15 protein-coding genes and 1 pseudogene are annotated in these 17,080 nt (G+C 41.8%); 11 read left to right on the top strand and 5 right to left on the bottom strand.

The features are described 5' to 3' along the window. Positions 1-2,985, top strand: a 2,985-nt coding sequence (locus QM887_RS09630; RefSeq protein ID WP_414271413.1) for an LPXTG cell wall anchor domain-containing protein, incomplete at its 5' end; no start/stop codon positions are given. A gap of 137 nt (positions 2,986-3,122) precedes the next feature. Continuing rightward, a complete protein-coding gene (locus tag QM887_RS09625; protein WP_414271412.1) occupies positions 3,123-3,686 on the top strand; it encodes a sugar O-acetyltransferase in 564 nt (187 codons plus the stop codon). Positions 3,687-3,714: 28 nt separating this feature from the next. Here QM887_RS09625 and QM887_RS09620 read toward each other — a convergent pair whose 3' ends face one another. Next, entirely contained in the window at positions 3,715-4,398 is a 684-nt protein-coding gene (locus QM887_RS09620; RefSeq protein ID WP_414271411.1) for a DUF4956 domain-containing protein, read from the bottom strand. Beyond that, positions 4,391-5,167 (bottom strand): polyphosphate polymerase domain-containing protein, encoded by a 777-nt coding sequence (locus tag QM887_RS09615; RefSeq protein WP_316108668.1) that lies wholly within the window; start codon positions 5,165-5,167, stop codon positions 4,391-4,393. The genes QM887_RS09620 and QM887_RS09615 overlap by 8 nt, the downstream gene beginning before the upstream one ends. A gap of 207 nt (positions 5,168-5,374) precedes the next feature. On the opposite strand from QM887_RS09615, the gene QM887_RS09610 reads away from it, so the two are divergent. After that, the gene (locus QM887_RS09610; protein ID WP_414271410.1) at positions 5,375-6,610 is read left to right on the top strand and encodes a carbohydrate-binding domain-containing protein; all 1,236 of its coding nucleotides are present in this window, start codon (positions 5,375-5,377) and stop codon (positions 6,608-6,610) included. A gap of 62 nt (positions 6,611-6,672) precedes the next feature. On the opposite strand, the gene QM887_RS09605 is transcribed toward QM887_RS09610, so the two are convergent. The 3 genes from QM887_RS09605 to QM887_RS09595 all read right to left on the bottom strand — a co-directional run bounded on the left by QM887_RS09605 (position 6,673) and on the right by QM887_RS09595 (position 8,075). Next, positions 6,673-6,876: a CsbD family protein gene (locus tag QM887_RS09605; RefSeq protein WP_006153995.1), complete on the bottom strand. Its 204-nt coding sequence runs from the start codon at positions 6,874-6,876 to the stop codon at positions 6,673-6,675. A 117-nt stretch (positions 6,877-6,993) separates the two neighbouring features. Further along, on the bottom strand, positions 6,994-7,626 hold the full coding sequence (locus tag QM887_RS09600) for a DUF421 domain-containing protein (RefSeq protein ID WP_414271409.1): 633 nt from the start codon (positions 7,624-7,626) through the stop codon (positions 6,994-6,996). Beyond that, positions 7,623-8,075, bottom strand: coding sequence for a DUF3290 family protein (locus QM887_RS09595; RefSeq protein ID WP_008808395.1), 453 nt, complete (start codon positions 8,073-8,075; stop codon positions 7,623-7,625). Before QM887_RS09595 ends, QM887_RS09600 begins: the two co-directional genes overlap by 4 nt. Positions 8,076-8,265: 190 nt before the next feature. Between QM887_RS09595 and QM887_RS09590 the strand changes: the two genes are divergently transcribed. The 8 genes and pseudogenes from QM887_RS09590 to QM887_RS09555 all read left to right on the top strand — a co-directional run. Continuing rightward, a complete protein-coding gene (locus QM887_RS09590) occupies positions 8,266-9,030 on the top strand; it encodes a nucleoside phosphorylase (protein WP_414271408.1) in 765 nt (254 codons plus the stop codon). A 34-nt stretch (positions 9,031-9,064) separates the two neighbouring features. Continuing rightward, the gene (locus QM887_RS09585) at positions 9,065-10,444 is read left to right on the top strand and encodes a TrkH family potassium uptake protein (protein ID WP_414271407.1); all 1,380 of its coding nucleotides are present in this window, start codon (positions 9,065-9,067) and stop codon (positions 10,442-10,444) included. Between the two features lie 13 nt (positions 10,445-10,457). Further along, the gene (locus QM887_RS09580) at positions 10,458-11,123 is read left to right on the top strand and encodes a potassium channel family protein (RefSeq protein ID WP_006152454.1); all 666 of its coding nucleotides are present in this window, start codon (positions 10,458-10,460) and stop codon (positions 11,121-11,123) included. Between the two features lie 155 nt (positions 11,124-11,278). Then, on the top strand, positions 11,279-13,876 hold the full coding sequence (locus QM887_RS09575) for an SSURE domain-containing protein (protein WP_414271406.1): 2,598 nt from the start codon (positions 11,279-11,281) through the stop codon (positions 13,874-13,876). Between the two features lie 123 nt (positions 13,877-13,999). Continuing rightward, complete coding sequence (locus tag QM887_RS09570) at positions 14,000-14,698, top strand: response regulator transcription factor (RefSeq protein WP_414271405.1); 699 nt, start codon at positions 14,000-14,002, stop codon at positions 14,696-14,698. After that, on the top strand, positions 14,695-15,747 hold the full coding sequence (locus tag QM887_RS09565; RefSeq protein ID WP_414271404.1) for a sensor histidine kinase: 1,053 nt from the start codon (positions 14,695-14,697) through the stop codon (positions 15,745-15,747). The genes QM887_RS09570 and QM887_RS09565 overlap by 4 nt, the downstream gene beginning before the upstream one ends. Positions 15,748-15,941: 194 nt before the next feature. After that, positions 15,942-16,553, top strand: a complete 612-nt coding sequence (rpsD, locus tag QM887_RS09560) for a 30S ribosomal protein S4 (RefSeq protein ID WP_008810013.1) — start codon at positions 15,942-15,944, stop codon at positions 16,551-16,553. Positions 16,554-16,806: 253 nt separating this feature from the next. Further along, positions 16,807-17,080, top strand: a pseudogene (locus QM887_RS09555) (sigma-70 family RNA polymerase sigma factor); the annotation flags it as partial.

The following is a 17,080-nucleotide window of genomic DNA, read 5'->3' as shown; positions in this document are numbered from 1 at the left end:
GTGCCAATGAACGATGACGTTCCAGCTACTTTCGACGATGGTTCAACTACCAAGACAGTTGATGGAGTCGGGACATATACAGTAGCAGCAGATGGAACAGTTACATTCGTGCCAGAGAAATCATTCAAAGGTAAAGCACCGGCCGTAACGGTTGTTCGTGAAGATAAGAATGGAACCAAAGCATCTGCAACTTACACCCCAACAGTAATACCGGTGACTCCAACTGCTACACCAGCAGAATCAACTGGCCCTCAAGGTCTTGTTCAAACTGGAACAGTTACCTTCACTGAAGGTGACCCAGTCGCACCAATCGACAAGGATACTATTACTCTTCTTGATGAAACTGGTCAACCAGCTACATCTGTAGATGCTAAATCACCAGCAGGCAAGGTTGTTGGTACTTTCACAGTTGATAAGGAAACAGGTGTTGTAACCTTCACCCCAAGGGATAAATCATATTCAGGTGATGTTGTCGCAGTTAAGGTTCAAGCAGCTGATACAAATGGTACAACAGTAGAAACAACTTACACACCTAAGATTACTCCAGTTGTCCCAACTTCTGAAGATGCAACATCGACAGATATCCAAGGTACCTCTCAAACAGGTAAACCAACCTTTACTGAAGGCGATCCAAATGTTCCAATCGATGAGGATAACCCAGCTACCTTCGAAGATGGCTCAACTACTAAGACAGTAGATGGCGAAGGAACATACACAGTCGCACCAGATGGAACAGTAACCTTCGCGCCAGAAAAATCATTTACTGGAACAGGAACAGGCGTGACTGTAAAACGTGTAGACAAGAACGGTACACCAGTCACAGCTAAGTACACCCCAACTGTGACCCCAGTAACTCCAACAGGTGAATCAGCTACAACTATTGGACCAAAAGGTCAAGAACAGTCTGGCAAACCAACATTCAAAGAAGGCGACAGTCGTGTTCCAATGAATGATGATGTTCCAGCAACATTTGACGATGGTTCAACAATTAAGACTATTCCAGGTGTTGGTACATACACTGTAGTAGCAGATGGAACAGTAACCTTTAAACCAGCACCTGAATTTACAGGAACAGCTCCATCTGTTACAGTTGTTCGTGAAGATATGAACGGAACAAAAGCTTCTGCAACATATACACCAACAGTAACACCGGTTACTACATTTGTAGATAAAGAAGGCAATTCAATTCCAGGATATCCAAGTGAAGATGGCGAACAACCGAAGAAAGCTATCCCAGGTTACCGCTTCGTAGAGACTAAGAAACTTCCAAACGGAGATACCGAACATGTCTACGAACAAGTTAAGACATCATTCAAGGATAAAGAAGGAAAAGAAATCCCAGGATATCCAAGTGAAGATGGCGAACAACCGAAGAAAGCTATCCCAGGTTACCGCTTCGTAGAGACTAAGAAACTTCCAAACGGAGATACCGAGCATGTCTACGAACAAGTTAGGACATCATTCAAGGATAAAGAAGGAAAAGAAATCCCAGGATATCCAAGTGAAGATGGCGAACAACCGAAGAAAGATATTCCAGGCTACCGCTTCGTAGAGACTAAGAAACTTCCAAACGGAGATACAGAGCACGTCTACGAACAAGTTAAGACATCATTCAAGGATAAAGAAGGAAAAGAAATCCCAGGATATCCTACAGTTGATGGTGAACAAGAAAAAGCAGAAATCCCAGGCTACCGCTTCGTAGAAACGAAGAAACTTCCGAACGGAGATACCGAGCATGTCTACGAACAAGTTAAGACATCATTCAAGGATAAAGAAGGCAATTCAATTCCAGGATATCCAAGTGAAGATGGCGAACAACCGAAGAAAGCTATCCCAGGTTACCGCTTCGTAGAGACTAAGAAACTTCCAAACGGAGATACCGAGCATGTCTACGAACAAGTTAAGACATCATTCAAGGATAAAGAAGGAAAAGAAATCCCAGGATATCCTACAGTTGATGGTGAACAAGAAAAAGCAGAAATCCCAGGCTACCGCTTCGTAGAAACGAAGAAACTTCCAAATGGAGATACCGAGCACATCTACGAACAAGTTAAGACATCATTCAAGGATAAAGAAGGAAAAGAAATCCCAGGATATCCTACAGTTGATGGTGAACAAGAAAAAGCAGAAATCCCAGGCTACCGCTTCGTAGAAACGAAGAAACTTCCAAATGGAGATACCGAGCACGTCTACGAACAAGTTAAGACATCATTCAAGGATAAAGAAGGAAAAGAAATCCCAGGATATCCTACAGTTGATGGTGAACAAGAAAAAGCAGAAATCCCAGGCTACCACTTCGTAGAGACTAAGAAACTTCCAAACGGAGATACTGAACATATCTACGAAAAAGTGAAGACCCCAGATCCAGAACCAACTCCAGATCCAGAGCCAATTCCAGATCCAGAGCCGACTCCAGATCCAGAACCAACTCCAGATCCAGAACCAACTCCAGATCCAGAACCAACTCCAGATCCAGAGCCGACTCCAGATCCAGAGTCAACTCCAGATCCAGAACCAACTCCAGATCCAGAGCCGACTCCAGATCCAGAACCAACTCCAGATCCAGAACCAACTCCAGATCCAGAGCCAACCCCAGATCCAGAGCCAACTCCAGATCCAGAACCAATTCCAGATCCAGAGCCGACTCCAGATCCAGAACCAACTCCAGATCCAGAGCCAACTCCAGATCCAGAGCCGACTCCAGATCCAGAACCAACTCCAGATCCAGAACCAACTCCAGATCCAGAACCAACTCCAGATCCAGAGCCGACTCCATATCCAGAGCCAACTCCAGATCCAGAACCAGAGAAACCAGAAGTTCCAGAAACTCCTGTTAAACCAGCTCCTGTAGTCGAAGAAACAGTTAAGACGGCTCCTCAATTGCCAAACACTGGTGCTGAGGACAATGCCAGCCTTGCTGCTCTAGGCTTACTAGGTGTCTTGAGTGGATTCTGGCTTGTGGCTCGTAAAAAGAAAGAAGACTAATCAAGTCTGTAAAGTATTGATAAAAGTCAACTTTCTAATAAGAAACTAGTGCATCGTGCGATGCACTAGTTTTTTTGATGCTTGTACTAAAGATAGAACTATGCTACAATCATCTAAAAAAGCAAGGAAATTAAAACATGAAAAGTGAATATCAAAAAATGATCGCGGGAGAACCCTATCGCCCGTTCGATCCAGAACTTCGTGCTCTAGCACAAACAGCACGACAAAAGCAAGCTGCTTTTAATGAAGAAGTCGACCCGGTAAAAGGCATGGAAATAATTAAAGGTTGGTTTGGGTCTACCGGAGAAAACCTTTATGTCAATCCTCGATTGGTGGTAGATTATGGAGTCAATATCCATCTCGGAGAAAATTTTTATTCCAATTGGAATTTGACCATGTTGGATGTGTGTCCGATCACGATTGGCGACAATGCCATGATTGGTCCCAATTGTCAATTTTTAACACCTCTTCATCCGCTGGATCCCGATGAACGAAACTCGGGACTAGAATTTGGCAAACCCATCAGGATTGGTAAGAACTTTTGGGCAGGTGGTGGTGTCATTGTCCTACCGGGTGTTACTTTAGGGGATAATGTCGTTGCAGGAGCAGGAGCGGTCATTACAAAATCCTTTGGTGACAACGTAGTTCTAGCAGGAAATCCAGCACGAGTTATCAAAGAGATTCCAGTTAAAGAAAATTAAAAGAACAGCGAAATGCTGTTCTTTTTTGTTAGAGATTTTTTCTCTTTTTAGCTTTTTTAGTCAATGCCACATCGCATTGATCAATATTTTGTGTAAGATAGCTAGTCACTTGGAAATCATCGACCTCTGTTTTTAGCTCGACTTCATAGACAATGCTAAGGTTGTCCCCTGCATTGGTGCTATTGATTGTAATCATGTCAATTTCTGAGCAGAATTGGTCAAGAGATGATTGGATAGCATCTTGAATCTTCTCTTGATTAGTTACCGTGATTGTTAAAAGTCTACGGCGTTGATTGTCAGTTTTGACCTGTTGATTTTCCAAAAGGAACCAAACACCCAAGATAAAGAGGGTGAAGAGAATAGCCAAGAAGAGATAGCCTGTTCCACAAGCTAGACCGATAATCATGGCTAGGAAAATCGCAATCAGTTCTCTTGAACCACTCGTTGCAGAACGGAAACGGATCAAACTAAAGGTTCCAGCTACAGCAATCGAAGTACCCAAGCTTCCATTGACCAGAAAAATAACCAAGGTCATAAGGCAGGGAAGCAGAGTCAAGCTGATAGCGAATTCTCTGGTGTAGAGGGTTCTATATTTGTAAGTCCAAGTGAGAGCCAAACCGAGGACTAGACTGACTAGAAGTGCTAACAGTAGTTGAAAGGGATCTGCACTTGCAGTGGTGTTATTGAAAATGGAATTAAATAGATTAAGCATAAGCAGTACCTGATCTTTCTATATTGGGGCGAGGAGCATAAGGAAGTCCTTGAGATTTATGGTATGCACAACTGTATTTTGAAAATTTGTGCTCCATCAAATCATACTTGTCGAGGATGTCCTGCAACCACTGGGGCTTGTTTCCAGGGGCCTTGATTTCCATAATCACAGTGTTGCTATCTAAGAGAGGAGCCCCGTGATTTCCTGCGAAGAGACTGACAGTTTCATCTCTATAGACTAGATTTTGGTCAATTGTGATACGGATTTTGTTATAGTGGCAGCCCTCGATAGATTTCTTTTCCTTTAATGAATAACGATCGTAGTAGATGTACATACGAGGCTTGATAGCGAGTTTGTAATCATGCTGAAGTTTTTTCACTTTTTCAATGACGACTGTATCAGTAATGCTAGCATCCAAGTGCCCTTTGGTTATGAAATTGATGATGGAACTAGGAGTTGAGAGCAGTCGGTACTTGCGACCAATCCCTTCTTGGTCCTTAGTTTTGATTTCTAAAAAAACTTGACTATCTATTTTAGCTTGGCTGAGATAGGTCCGCATCCGTACCTTTTCTTTTCGTTTGTCGCCAAGATGCTCATCTTGGAGAATATCAAAGTCTTCTGTATCAAAGTAGATATTTGATATTGTTGAAATTGGATAGTCGTCTTCTACCAAATATTTCTTTAAATCCTGAACCAGTTTGTCTAATATTTTTTTGGAGACAACATATTTGGTTTCAATCCGTTTAAAAGTTGTTTCGATTGGTTTCATAAGTCCTTCTCCTCTAATCTTAGGTTATACTATTTTTAAACAAGGACGAGCTTGTTTGTCTAGGATTTTAAAGAGTTTATCTAAAACTTTTGTTAAATTTAACTTAATTGAAACTAAACTTAAGAAAACTTTCAGAAAAAGTTTAGGCTTATTTTAGGAAAGTCACGTAGACTAAGAGCATGTAAAATGAAAGTCGAGGAAACGAGCATGAAAGCAAAAAAATGGACATTCTTATTAACGAGTATAGCAACTCTAGCACTAGTAACAGCTTGTACCCAGTCAACTTCAAATACAACAGCTAGCAATACTGCGACAACGAAAACGACATCAACTACAGAAGCTAAGAAAACTAGCTATTTTACAGACAAGGACTATGATACTTCTTATGATGAAAAGACAGCAGCAACTGTAACCTTGTCAGAATCAACAGCGAAGGTATCAGGTGATGGAGTTGCCGTATCAGGATCTACCGTTACAATCTCCAAGGCAGGAACCTATGTCATATCTGGTCAATCCGACGGAGTTCAAATCAAGATTGAAGCCGAAAAGACTGATGATGTACATATTGTTCTAAAGGGTGTGACCATGACCAATACCAATGCTGCTATATCTGCAACATCAGCCGGTCATGTTTACCTAACTCTAGCAGATGGCACAACTAATAGCCTATCAGATTCAGCAACTAATAGTGACGAAAAAGCGGATGCAGCGCTCTTCTCTAAAGTGGACTTGACCATCAACGGTAAAGGAACTCTCAATGTAGATGGTAAGAAAAACAATGGTATTAAAGCAAACGATACACTTCACATCACAGGCGGAACTTACAACATCACAGCAGTTGGAGATGCCTTTAATGTCAATGATGAACTCAACATTACCGGTACAACCATGACTATCGATGCCAAGGAAGACGGAGTTAAGGTCGACAATGATGAGGACACATCTGTAGGAACCATGTATCTCTCTGATAATACCATCACTGTTACTGCAGGGGACGATGGTATCCACGCATCAGGTGATTTGGTTATTGATAGTGGTACCTATACCGTTAAGAATTCTACAGAAGGACTTGAAGGTAAATCAATCACTATCAACGGTGGAGACATCACCATATACTCAACAGATGATGGTGTCAATGCGGCCAACAAAAACGCCCAACAAAGTGAAATCTTCTTTACTATGAATGGTGGGAATTTGACGGTTGAAGTTGGTCAGGGGGACACGGATCCAATTGACTCAAACGGGAACATTACAGTTAATGGGGGAACCATCAAAATGACTGGTCAAACTGGTTTTGACTTTGATGGGACAGCGACCCACACAGGTGGAGATATCTACATCAACGGTGAAAAACAAACTGAGATTGTCAACTCTATGCATGGAGGCGGAGAAGCACCTGGCGGTGGCCCTCAAGGGAATGGAGGTCCTGGTGGACGACCATAAAAGAAAATCTCCTTTCTCGAAAGAGAAGGGAGATTTTCTTATGTTATTAGGACGAGAAAGAATTATTCTCCGTCTTTTTTAAAGATGTTTTTTACGCCAGATACTGCACCTTCGACAGCTTCTTTTGCATCTTCAGCAACTTCTTTAGCTTTTGAAGCTACCTTTTCTGCAGCTCCTTCTGTTTGAGTTTTTGTATCGCCAGTTAGTTTACCAAAACCTTCTTTAACAGAACCTTTAGCTTGGTTGAATTTTTCTTCGATTGACATGGGGGATACCTCCGTTAATTTTTTGTATTATCTAAATTACATTAGATATTAATTTAAGTATATACCCTTTTATGCTAAAAAGCAAAAAACTGATACGAAAGGCATCAGTTTATTTTTTTAATAGGTTACAACATTCAATTGACCTTTATCATATTCAGCAATAAAGATATTTGAGACTTCTTCGAAACCTTCTTCTTTCAATTTCTCAGTTAGCCACTCCTCTGATTTACCGATGGTCTCTAAGATTTCTACTTGGACTACACCATCTGTAATGATTGGGTATTTGGGATTTTCATCTCCCATTCGAACGATTATGAGTTGGCCATTTTGTTCGATGACGGCTCTTTTGACTTCTTTCGATTGGAAGACCCCTTGAGAGCGCAACTTAAGAGCGACGTCAGAAGCAGAAAGGCCTTTTGAGCGACAAGCTTCTGGATCTAATTTTCCGTTTTTTATGATAATAGTTGGTTTTCCATCAATCAGATGTTTGATGAAGTAAACATTGGTATTAAGCCATTTGAGTGACAGAATCAAAATCGTCCAGATGATGAGGATGACGACATATTGAAGGATGGTAATCGAGCTATTGTAGATGACCCCGCCGATAATACCCCCGAGAACAAAGTTCTGTATTTGGTCTACTGCAGAACTTGGCGCTAAATTTCCTTTTCCTGTTACGTTAATAACAAAAACAAGAGAAAGAAGCCCCCAGGCCAATTTAATTGCAATTGTAGCAAAAAAGCTTATCATTTTTCAACCTCCACCAGTTCTACATCTGTTTTATATAAGTCCATTTTTTCAAGTAAATAGCTATCTTGGTCAGTCCCGCTAATGGCGCGATAAAAATTGTCGCCAACCTTAATAATAGCTCCATCAGTAGTAGCTGAAGTATTGACATAAATATCTTTTTTATCAACACCTAACTCTTTTGATACAATCTCGATGAAGTGTAAGGAACTACGAAATTGATTATCATTGGATTGGCTGTTTTGAAAATTCGTAATGCTAATCAATACAAAAGCAATTAACGTCAAAATAGAAATGAGCGATAATTCACGGAACTTACTCCCTCTTTTATCTTTGAAAGCCTTAAATGCAAAGAATCCAGTCACAATCACTAAGAATGTCGACACAATAATCATGGTCCAATTCTGTTGACTAATCTGACTGAGAACATAGTCATATGAATAGAATTTCATAAGATTTCTCCCTTTTTTAAATTCAATCTATTATAAACTAATTCCTAAGCTATAGCAATTTTATTATGACGAAAAAAGCATTTAATTGTTGTTTCCTACTTAAGGTAGGTTTTTCTGATTTGACTTAGCCTCCCGTCTTGACTTTCGTTTAGCTTTTGATATAATAGTAAAAATTTAGAGGAGGTGCTCTATGATTCAAAAACACGTCATTCCTATTTTAGAGTTTGATGATAATCCTCAGGCAGTCATTATGCCCAATCATGAAGGCTTGGATTTACAGTTGCCAAAGAAGTGCATCTATGCATTTTTGGAGGAGGAGATTGACCGCTTTGCTCAGGAAGTGGGAGCAAAGTGCCTTGGGGAGTTTGTGTCTGCCACTAAAACCTATCCTGTTTATGTCATGAGATACAAGGGTGAGGAAGTGTGTCTGGCTCAGGCTCCTGTTGGTTCTGCCCCTGCAGCCCAGTTCATGGATTGGTTGATTGGTTACGGTGTGGAGAAAATCATTTCCACTGGAACCTGTGGTGTCCTAGCCGATATAGAGGAAAATGCCTTTCTAGTTCCAGTTCGAGCCCTACGCGATGAAGGAGCCAGCTACCATTATGCACCACCTTCTCGTTATATGGATGTGCATGTTCAAGCAATTTCTGCTATCGAACAAGTTTTGGAACAACTAGGTATCCCTTACGAGGAAGTCATGACTTGGTCGACAGACGGATTTTACCGAGAAACAGCTGAAAAAGTTGCTTATCGCAAGGAAGAAGGCTGCGTAGTTGTGGAGATGGAGTGTGCAGCTCTTGCGGCAGTAGCTCAGCTTCGCGGAGCAGTTTGGGGTGAGTTGTTGTTTACGGCAGATTCTTTGGCAGATCTTGATAACTATGACCAACGCGATTGGGGTGCAGAAGCTTTTGATAAGGCCTTAGAACTCTGTCTTGAAATCGTTAGTCATATGTGACAGCTTTAACTGATTTTTGTGGTACAATGTAGCTATGTTATTAAAATCAATTGTTGAAAAAATAAATACCATTCTAGGGCGTTTATCACCCGCTCGGAGAATCTTTTTAAGTTTTGCTTTGGTTATCCTCTTGGGGTCTCTCCTTTTGAGTCTGCCATTTGTACAATCTCCAACATCTCATGCCGGTTACTTTGACCATTTATTTACAGCCGTATCTATGGTCTGTGTGACAGGACTTTTTACCTTACCTGTCGCTTCGACCTACAATGTCTGGGGGCAGTTGATCTGTATGTTCTTGATTCAGATAGGTGGTTTGGGTCTCATGACTTTTATCGGAATTTTCTATATCCAGGGCAAGCAAAAACTCAGTCTTCGAGGTCGAGAAACGATTCTGGAGAGCTTTAGCTTCGAAGAAACCCAGTCTCTGAGGGATTTTCTACGTTCCATCTTCGTGACGACTTTTCTAGTAGAAGGATTCGGAGCCTTTCTGCTAAGTTTTCGTTTTGTCCCCGAGTTTGGCTGGGGGCGGGGAATTTTTACTTCCATTTTCGTAGCTATTTCAGCTTTCTGTAATGCTGGATTTGATAATTTTGGTAGCACGAGTTTGCTAGCCTTTCAGACAGACCCATTGATTAATCTAGTGATAGCAGGCTTGATTATTACGGGTGGTCTAGGTTTCATGGTTTGGTTCGACTTGGCTACCCAATTAGGAAAGAAGAAAAAGCGTCGGCTTCGCTTCCATACCAAGTTGGTTCTCTTCTTGACAGCTGGAATTTTATTTACTGGAACAGTTTCAACCCTCTTGATAGAGTGGAACAATCCGGGAACGATTGGCAATCTCAGCATCCCTGATAAATTGCTGGTTAGTTTCTTCCAAACTGTCAGCATGCGGACGGCAGGATTTGCTTCTGTTGATTTTACTCAGGCTAGGCCTGTTACCTTGATGATCTATATTTTGCAGATGTTTCTGGGTGGGGCACCTGGCGGTACAGCAGGGGGACTAAAAATCACAACCTTCTTTGTTTTGTTGGTATTCGCACGCAGTGAACTTTTAGGGTTACCTTATGCAAATGTAGCTCGGAGAACGATTGAACCTCGGACAGTCCAAAAATCATTCAGTGTTTTTATCATCTTCTTGATAACTTTTTTATTGGGCTTAATCTTAGTAGGAATAACAGCTGAGGGGAATCCGCGCTTTATCTACATCATGTTCGAGACAATTTCAGCGCTTGCCACGGTCGGAGTGACTGCCAATCTGACACCAGAGTTAGGCAGATTAGCTCTTAGCATTATCATGCTACTGATGTTTATCGGACGAATTGGGCCGCTGACGCTATTAGTTAGTTTGGCTGAGTATCAACCAGATAAGAAAGATATGATCCACTATATGAAAGCAGATATTACCATAGGATAAGAAAGGATAAACTATGTCAGATCGGACAATTGGAATTTTAGGTTTGGGAATTTTTGGGAGCAGTGTTCTCGCGGCTCTTGCTAAGCATGATGTAAATATAATCGCCATTGATGACCATGAGGAGCGAATCAATCAGTTCGAACCAGTCTTGGTACGTGGAGTTGTTGGAGATATTACCGATGAAGAGCTCTTGCTCTCAGCAGGAATTGATACCTGCGATACAGTTGTGGTGGCAACTGGGGAAAATTTAGAATCTAGTGTGCTTGCAGTCATGCATTGCAAGAGTCTAGGAGTATCAACTGTTATTGCTAAGGTTAAAAGCCATACAGCAAAAAAAGTCCTTGAAAAAATTGGCGCAGATTCAGTCATCTCACCAGAATATGAGATGGGTCGTTCGTTGGCGCAGACTATTTTATTTAATAACAGCGTTGATGTTTTTCAGTTGGACAAAAATGTCTCGATAGTCGAGATGAAAATTCCACGGTCGTGGGCAGGTAAGAGTCTAAGTCATCTTGATCTTCGAGGACAATACAATCTCAATATTCTTGGTTTTCGTGACTATGAAAATGCTCCCTTGGATGTTCAATTTGGGCCGGATGATCTATTGAAAGCTGATGGCTATATGATGGCAGTAATCAATAACCAATATTTAGATAATCTAGCACACCTCAATGATTAAAAGAGAAATGACCATTCTTTTTTCTAGTGACTATTGAGTCAATATAAGTATTTTATAAGAAGGATTTAAGAAAAATTTTAACTTTTTCTTAATCCTTTTTAATTTTAGGAGATTATACTAGAGTCATCAAAAAAGAAAACTCTAAGGAGAATCCTATGAAATTCAATCCAAATCAGAGATATACTCGTTGGTCTATTCGCCGCCTCAGTGTCGGTGTTGCTTCAGTTGTTGTGGCTAGTGGCTTCTTTGTCCTAGTCGGTCAACCAAGTTCTGCACGTGCTGATGTCGTCAATCCGACTCCTGCCCAAGTCGTGTCAAACGACGCCTCAGTGAGTGAAAAGGGCGACCTATCAGCAGAGGTTCTAGATAAAGCAGTCGATGTAGCTCTTCCTTCAGAACAACCAGATACAGTATCTAAAGTAAGCTTGGATTCTACAAGCTCTCCAGAAAAAGCGGACACAGATGCTAAAGATCCAGTAGTAGCACCAAAAGAAGAAGTGCAATCCCAAGCTGACTCTAAGAAACAAACAGAAGATGCAGTTAAACCTGTGGAAAGTCCTGCGTCTACACTTTCTGGACAAGATCGCGAAGCCAGTGAAGCGCAACCAGCGACCACTCCAGCTGAAGTCCAAAAAGGTGTGGCTGATAACACCAAAGACACAGTAGATGTCCCAGCTACATACTTGGACAAAGCCAATTTCCCAGGCCCATTCACAGCTGGTGTCAACCAAGTCATTCCATACGAATTCTTCGCTGGTGATGGTATGTTGACCCGCCTCATTTTGAAAGCTTCTGATAAAGCCCCATGGTCAGACAATGGCTCAGCTAAAAATCCCGCCCTCCCACCAGTAGAGAAATTGGGCAAAGGCCTCTACTTCTATGAAGTGGATTTGGCTGGCACTCAAGGCAAATCAGATAAAGAGCTACTTGACCTCTTAAAACAAAACGGCACTCAAAGTTATAAAGCTACTATTAAAGTGTATGGTGCAAAAGATGGCAAGGCAGACTTGAGCAACCTTGTAGCGACTAAGGATTTGGATGTCAACTTAAATGGCTTGACTACCCCGGCTGAAGTTCAAAAAGGTGTGGCCGACAATACCAAAGACACAGTAGATGTCCCAGCTACTTACTTGGATAAAGCCAACTTCCCTGGCCCATTCACAGCCGGCGTCAACCAAGTCATTCCATACGAATTCTTCGCTGGTGACGGTATGTTGACCCGCCTCATCTTGAAAGCATCTGATAAGGCTCCATGGTCAGACAACGGCTCAGCTAAAAATCCTGCTCTCCCACCAGTAGAAAAATTGGGCAAAGGCCTTTACTTCTATGAAGTGGATTTAGCAGGCACTCAAGGCAAATCAGATAAAGAGCTACTTGACCTCTTAAAACAAAACGGTACTCAAAGTTATAAAGCTACTATTAAAGTGTACGGTGCGAAAGATGGCAAGGCCGATTTGAGCAACCTTGTAGCAACTAAAGATTTGACTGTTAATTTGAATGGTTTGACCACACCAAATCAGGTTAAAGAGTCTGTCGTTAACAATGTCAAAGACATGATTGATGTTCCAGCTAGCTACCTTGATAAGGCTAAGGTTCCTGGACCTTTCTTGGCCGGTGTCAATCAAGTTATTCCATACGAAGCTTTTGGTGGAGATGGTATGTTGACTCGCCTCTTGTTAAAAGCCTCAGACAAAGCCCCATGGTCAGACAACGGAACAGCTAAAAATCCTGCTCTATTGCCACTTGAAGGCTTGGCTAAAGGCCAATATTTCTACGAAGTGGATTTGAATGGCAATACGGTTGGCAAAGATGGTCAGGCCTTGCTGGAGCAACTTCGAGCTAACGGAACTCATACATATCTGGCTACTGTTAAAGTCTATGGTGCTAAAGATGGCAAACCTGATTTGAGCAATCTCGTAGCGACTAAGAATTTGACAGTGAACTTGAATGGCTTGACTACCCCAGCTGAAGTGCAAAAAGGCGTGGCTGACAACACAAAAAACACAGTGGATGTCCCAGCTACTTACTTGGACAAAGCCAATTTCCCTGGCCCATTCACAGCTGGTGTCAACCAAGTTATTCCATACGAGTTCTTCGCTGGTGACGGCATGTTGACTCGCCTTATCTTGAAAGCTTCTGACAAGGCCCCATGGTCAGACAACGGATCAGCTAAAAATCCTGCTCTTCCACCAGTAGAAAAATTGGGCAAAGGCCTTTACTTCTATGAAGTGGATTTAGCAGGCACCCAAGGAAAATCTGACAAAGAGCTTCTTGACTTCTTGAAACAAAATGGTACTCAAAGTTATAAAGCTACTATTAAAGTGTACGGTGCAAAAGATGGCAAGGCCGATTTGAGCAACCTTGTAGCGACTAAAGATTTGACCGTAAACTTGAATGGGTATAAGTCCCTCAATGAGATGAAATCCAAAATGCCAGCTACTAGTCAGGATAAGATGATGCCTAACAAAGAGCAGGAAAAAACCATGAATGCTAGCCAGCCTATGGCAACACCAAGCATGAAACAAGATCAAGCTCCAGCAGCCTCAAGCAAAATGCCTGATGAAGGCAAGATGGCATCTACTAACAAGGTATCAAGTCCAATGATGGCTACTCACATGAAAGAACGAAAAGATATGCTTCCATATACTGGTGAGGCCCAAACCTCAATGGCTACTATTGGATTCTTTGGACTTGCTTTGGCTGGACTGTTAGGTGGTCTCGGTTTGAAAGCAAAAAAAGAGGAAAATGACTAGTCTAGCTACAGACTTTCTATCTAGGATTTGAAAAATTCAGATATCGATTAGAATGTTCGTAAAGCGATTAAAATAGTGTTATACTATTGTGGTATAGCACTGTTTTTTTCAAAGGAGAGACAGATGGGAAAGACCATTTTACTCGTTGACGACGAGGTAGAAATCACAGATATTCATCAACGCTATCTGGTTCAGGCAGGGTATCAGGTTTTGGTGGCTCATGATGGAGTAGAGGCCTTGGAAATCTTCAAGCGAAAACCGATTGATTTGATTATTACAGATATCATGATGCCTCGGATGGATGGTTATGATTTGATTAGTGAGGTTCAGTATCAATCTCCAGATCAGCCTTTTCTATTTATTACGGCTAAGACAAGCGAGCAGGACAAGATTTATGGCCTAAGCCTGGGGGCAGATGACTTTATTGCCAAGCCATTTAGTCCTCGTGAGCTTGTTTTACGTGTCCACAATATCTTGCGTCGCCTTCATCGTGGGGGTGAGATAGAGGTTGTCAGTCTCGGGGATTTACGGATGAATCACGGTAGCCATGAGGTCCAAGTCGGAGATGTGGCGCTTGATTTGACAGTCAAATCCTTCGAACTTCTATGGCTTCTAGCCAGCAATCCAGAGCGAGTTTTTTCTAAGACAGACCTCTATGAAAAAGTCTGGCAAGAAGACTATGTAGATGATACTAATACCTTGAATGTTCATATTCATGCTCTTCGACAGGAGTTGGCTAAACATTCTAGTGCAGAAACACCGACCATAAAAACCGTCTGGGGCTTGGGCTACAAAATTGAGAAAGCACGAGGTAGTCAATGAAACTAAAAAGTTATATTTTAGTGGGGTATGTCATTTCAACACTTCTAACGATTATCGTTGTCTTTTGGGCCATCCAGCGAATGCTAATTGACGAAAGAGAAATTTATTTCCTGGTGGGGATGACTCTCATAGCTAGTTTTGTCGGTGCTGGGATTAGTCTCTTTCTCCTGTCGCCAGTCTTTACTTCGTTGGGCAAACTTAAGGAACATGCTAAGCGAGTAGCAGACAAGGACTTTTCATCAAATCTGGAGGTTCAAGGCCCTGTAGAATTTCAGCAATTAGGGCAAGCTTTCAATGAAATGTCCCATGATTTGCAGGAGACCTTTGATTCCTTGGAAGAAAGCGAACGAGAAAAGGGCTTGATGATTGCCCAGCTGTCGCATGATATCAAGACCCCCATCACTTCGATCCAAGCGACGGTAGAAGGGATTTTGGATGGGGTTATCAAGGAAGGAGAACAGGCCCATTATCTAGCAACCATTGGACGCCAGACTGAAAGACTCAATAAACTGGTTGAGGAGTTGAATTTTTTGACCCTAAACACAGCTAGAAATCAGGTCGAAACTGCCAGCAAGGACAGCATTTTTCTGGACCAGCTCTTGATTGAGTGCATGAGTGAATTTCAGTTCTTGATTGAGCAGGAGGAGCGAGATGTCCATTTGCAGGTAATTCCAGAGTCTGCCCGGATTGAGGGAGATTATGCCAAACTTTCTCGTATCTTGGTGAATCTGGTCAATAACGCTTTTAAATACTCTGCACCAGGAACCAAGCTGGAAGTGGTGGCTAAGCTGGAGAGTAGCCAGCTTTCAATCAATGTGACGGATGAGGGACAGGGCATTGCCCCAGAGGATTTGGAGAATATTTTCAAACGCCTTTATCGTGTCGAAACTTCGCGTAACATGAAAACAGGTGGTCATGGCTTAGGGCTTGCGATTGCGCGTGAATTGGCCCATCAATTGGGTGGGGAAATTACAGTCAGTAGCCAGTACGGACTAGGAAGCACCTTTACCCTCCTTCTCAATCTCTCTGGCAATGAAAATAAAGCTTAAAACCCCTTTACAAATCTAACCATTCATGGTACAATATCCCTTGTGTGAAATATCAGCAGGAAAGCATGAAGCTCGTCAACAGATGTCTTCTGATAAGTAACCTTGGCTGTTTAGGCGAAGGGCATCTGCACGAATCAGGGCTTTCTAAGTGACTATTTCCACCGAAATATTAATTATATCAGGAGGACATATACATGTCACGTTATACAGGACCATCTTGGAAACAAGCTCGTCGCCTTGGCCTTTCACTTACAGGTACAGGTAAAGAATTGGCACGTCGTAACTACGTACCAGGACAACACGGACCAAACAACCGTTCTAAATTGTCAGAATACGGTTTGCAATTGGCTGAAAAACAAAAACTTCGTTTCACTTACGGTGTAGGTGAAAAACAATTCCGTAACTTGTTCGTACAAGCTACTAAGATTAAAGAAGGAATCCTTGGTTTCAACTTCATGCTCCTTTTGGAACGTCGTTTGGATAACGTTGTTTACCGTCTTGGCCTTGCAACTACACGTCGTCAAGCACGTCAATTCGTAAACCACGGTCACATTCTTGTTGACGGAAAACGTGTTGATATCCCATCATACCGCGTAACTCCAGGTCAAGTGATCTCAGTTCGTGAAAAATCATTAAAAGTTCCAGCAATCCTTGAAGCAGTAGAAGCTACTCTTGGACGTCCAGCATTCGTATCATTCGACGCTGAAAAATTGGAAGGTTCATTGACTCGTTTGCCAGAACGTGATGAAATCAACCCAGAAATCAACGAAGCCCTTGTCGTTGAATTCTACAACAAAATGCTTTAATTTTAAGATATATCTTACAAAAAGCCTACAACAGTGGGCTTTTTTCTTTATCTTTGAGATGTTGTTTATTATATAAATCACTTTACGAAAATCTCCATTTGAATTCACAAAGAGATTGTCTTTTTTCACCCTCACTTGTGAATATTCACGATTTCCGTAACATCAGAGAGTTAAAAAGAGACAAGATAGAAACTAGGGCCCTTCTTTCCTCCTTTCTCTGCTATACTACAAGCAGAGAAAGGAGGAAAGCAAAATGCTTGAGAAATACTACGCAAGGGTAAAAGGGATTGTTCATAAATGCCGAAAAGATTATTATCTCCATCTATGGGAGAAGGAGGACTGGGATCAAGAAGGGATGATCTGCCTTTATGAACTCCTAGAATCCCATCCAGAACTAGCGGAAGAAGAAAAGAAACTCTACGTCTACTTCAAAACAAAATTCCGCAACCGAATCCTTGATACTGTAAGAAAACAAGAGAGCCAAAAACGGCGTCTGGATCGAATGGCTTATGAAGAAGTGGGAGAGA

It is taken from the genome of Streptococcus infantis (assembly GCF_047460875.1).
Lineage (GTDB): Bacteria > Bacillota > Bacilli > Lactobacillales > Streptococcaceae > Streptococcus > Streptococcus infantis_AA.
Note: the sequence above shows the minus strand (reverse complement) of the source record. Positions and strands in the feature narration are given on the sequence as shown.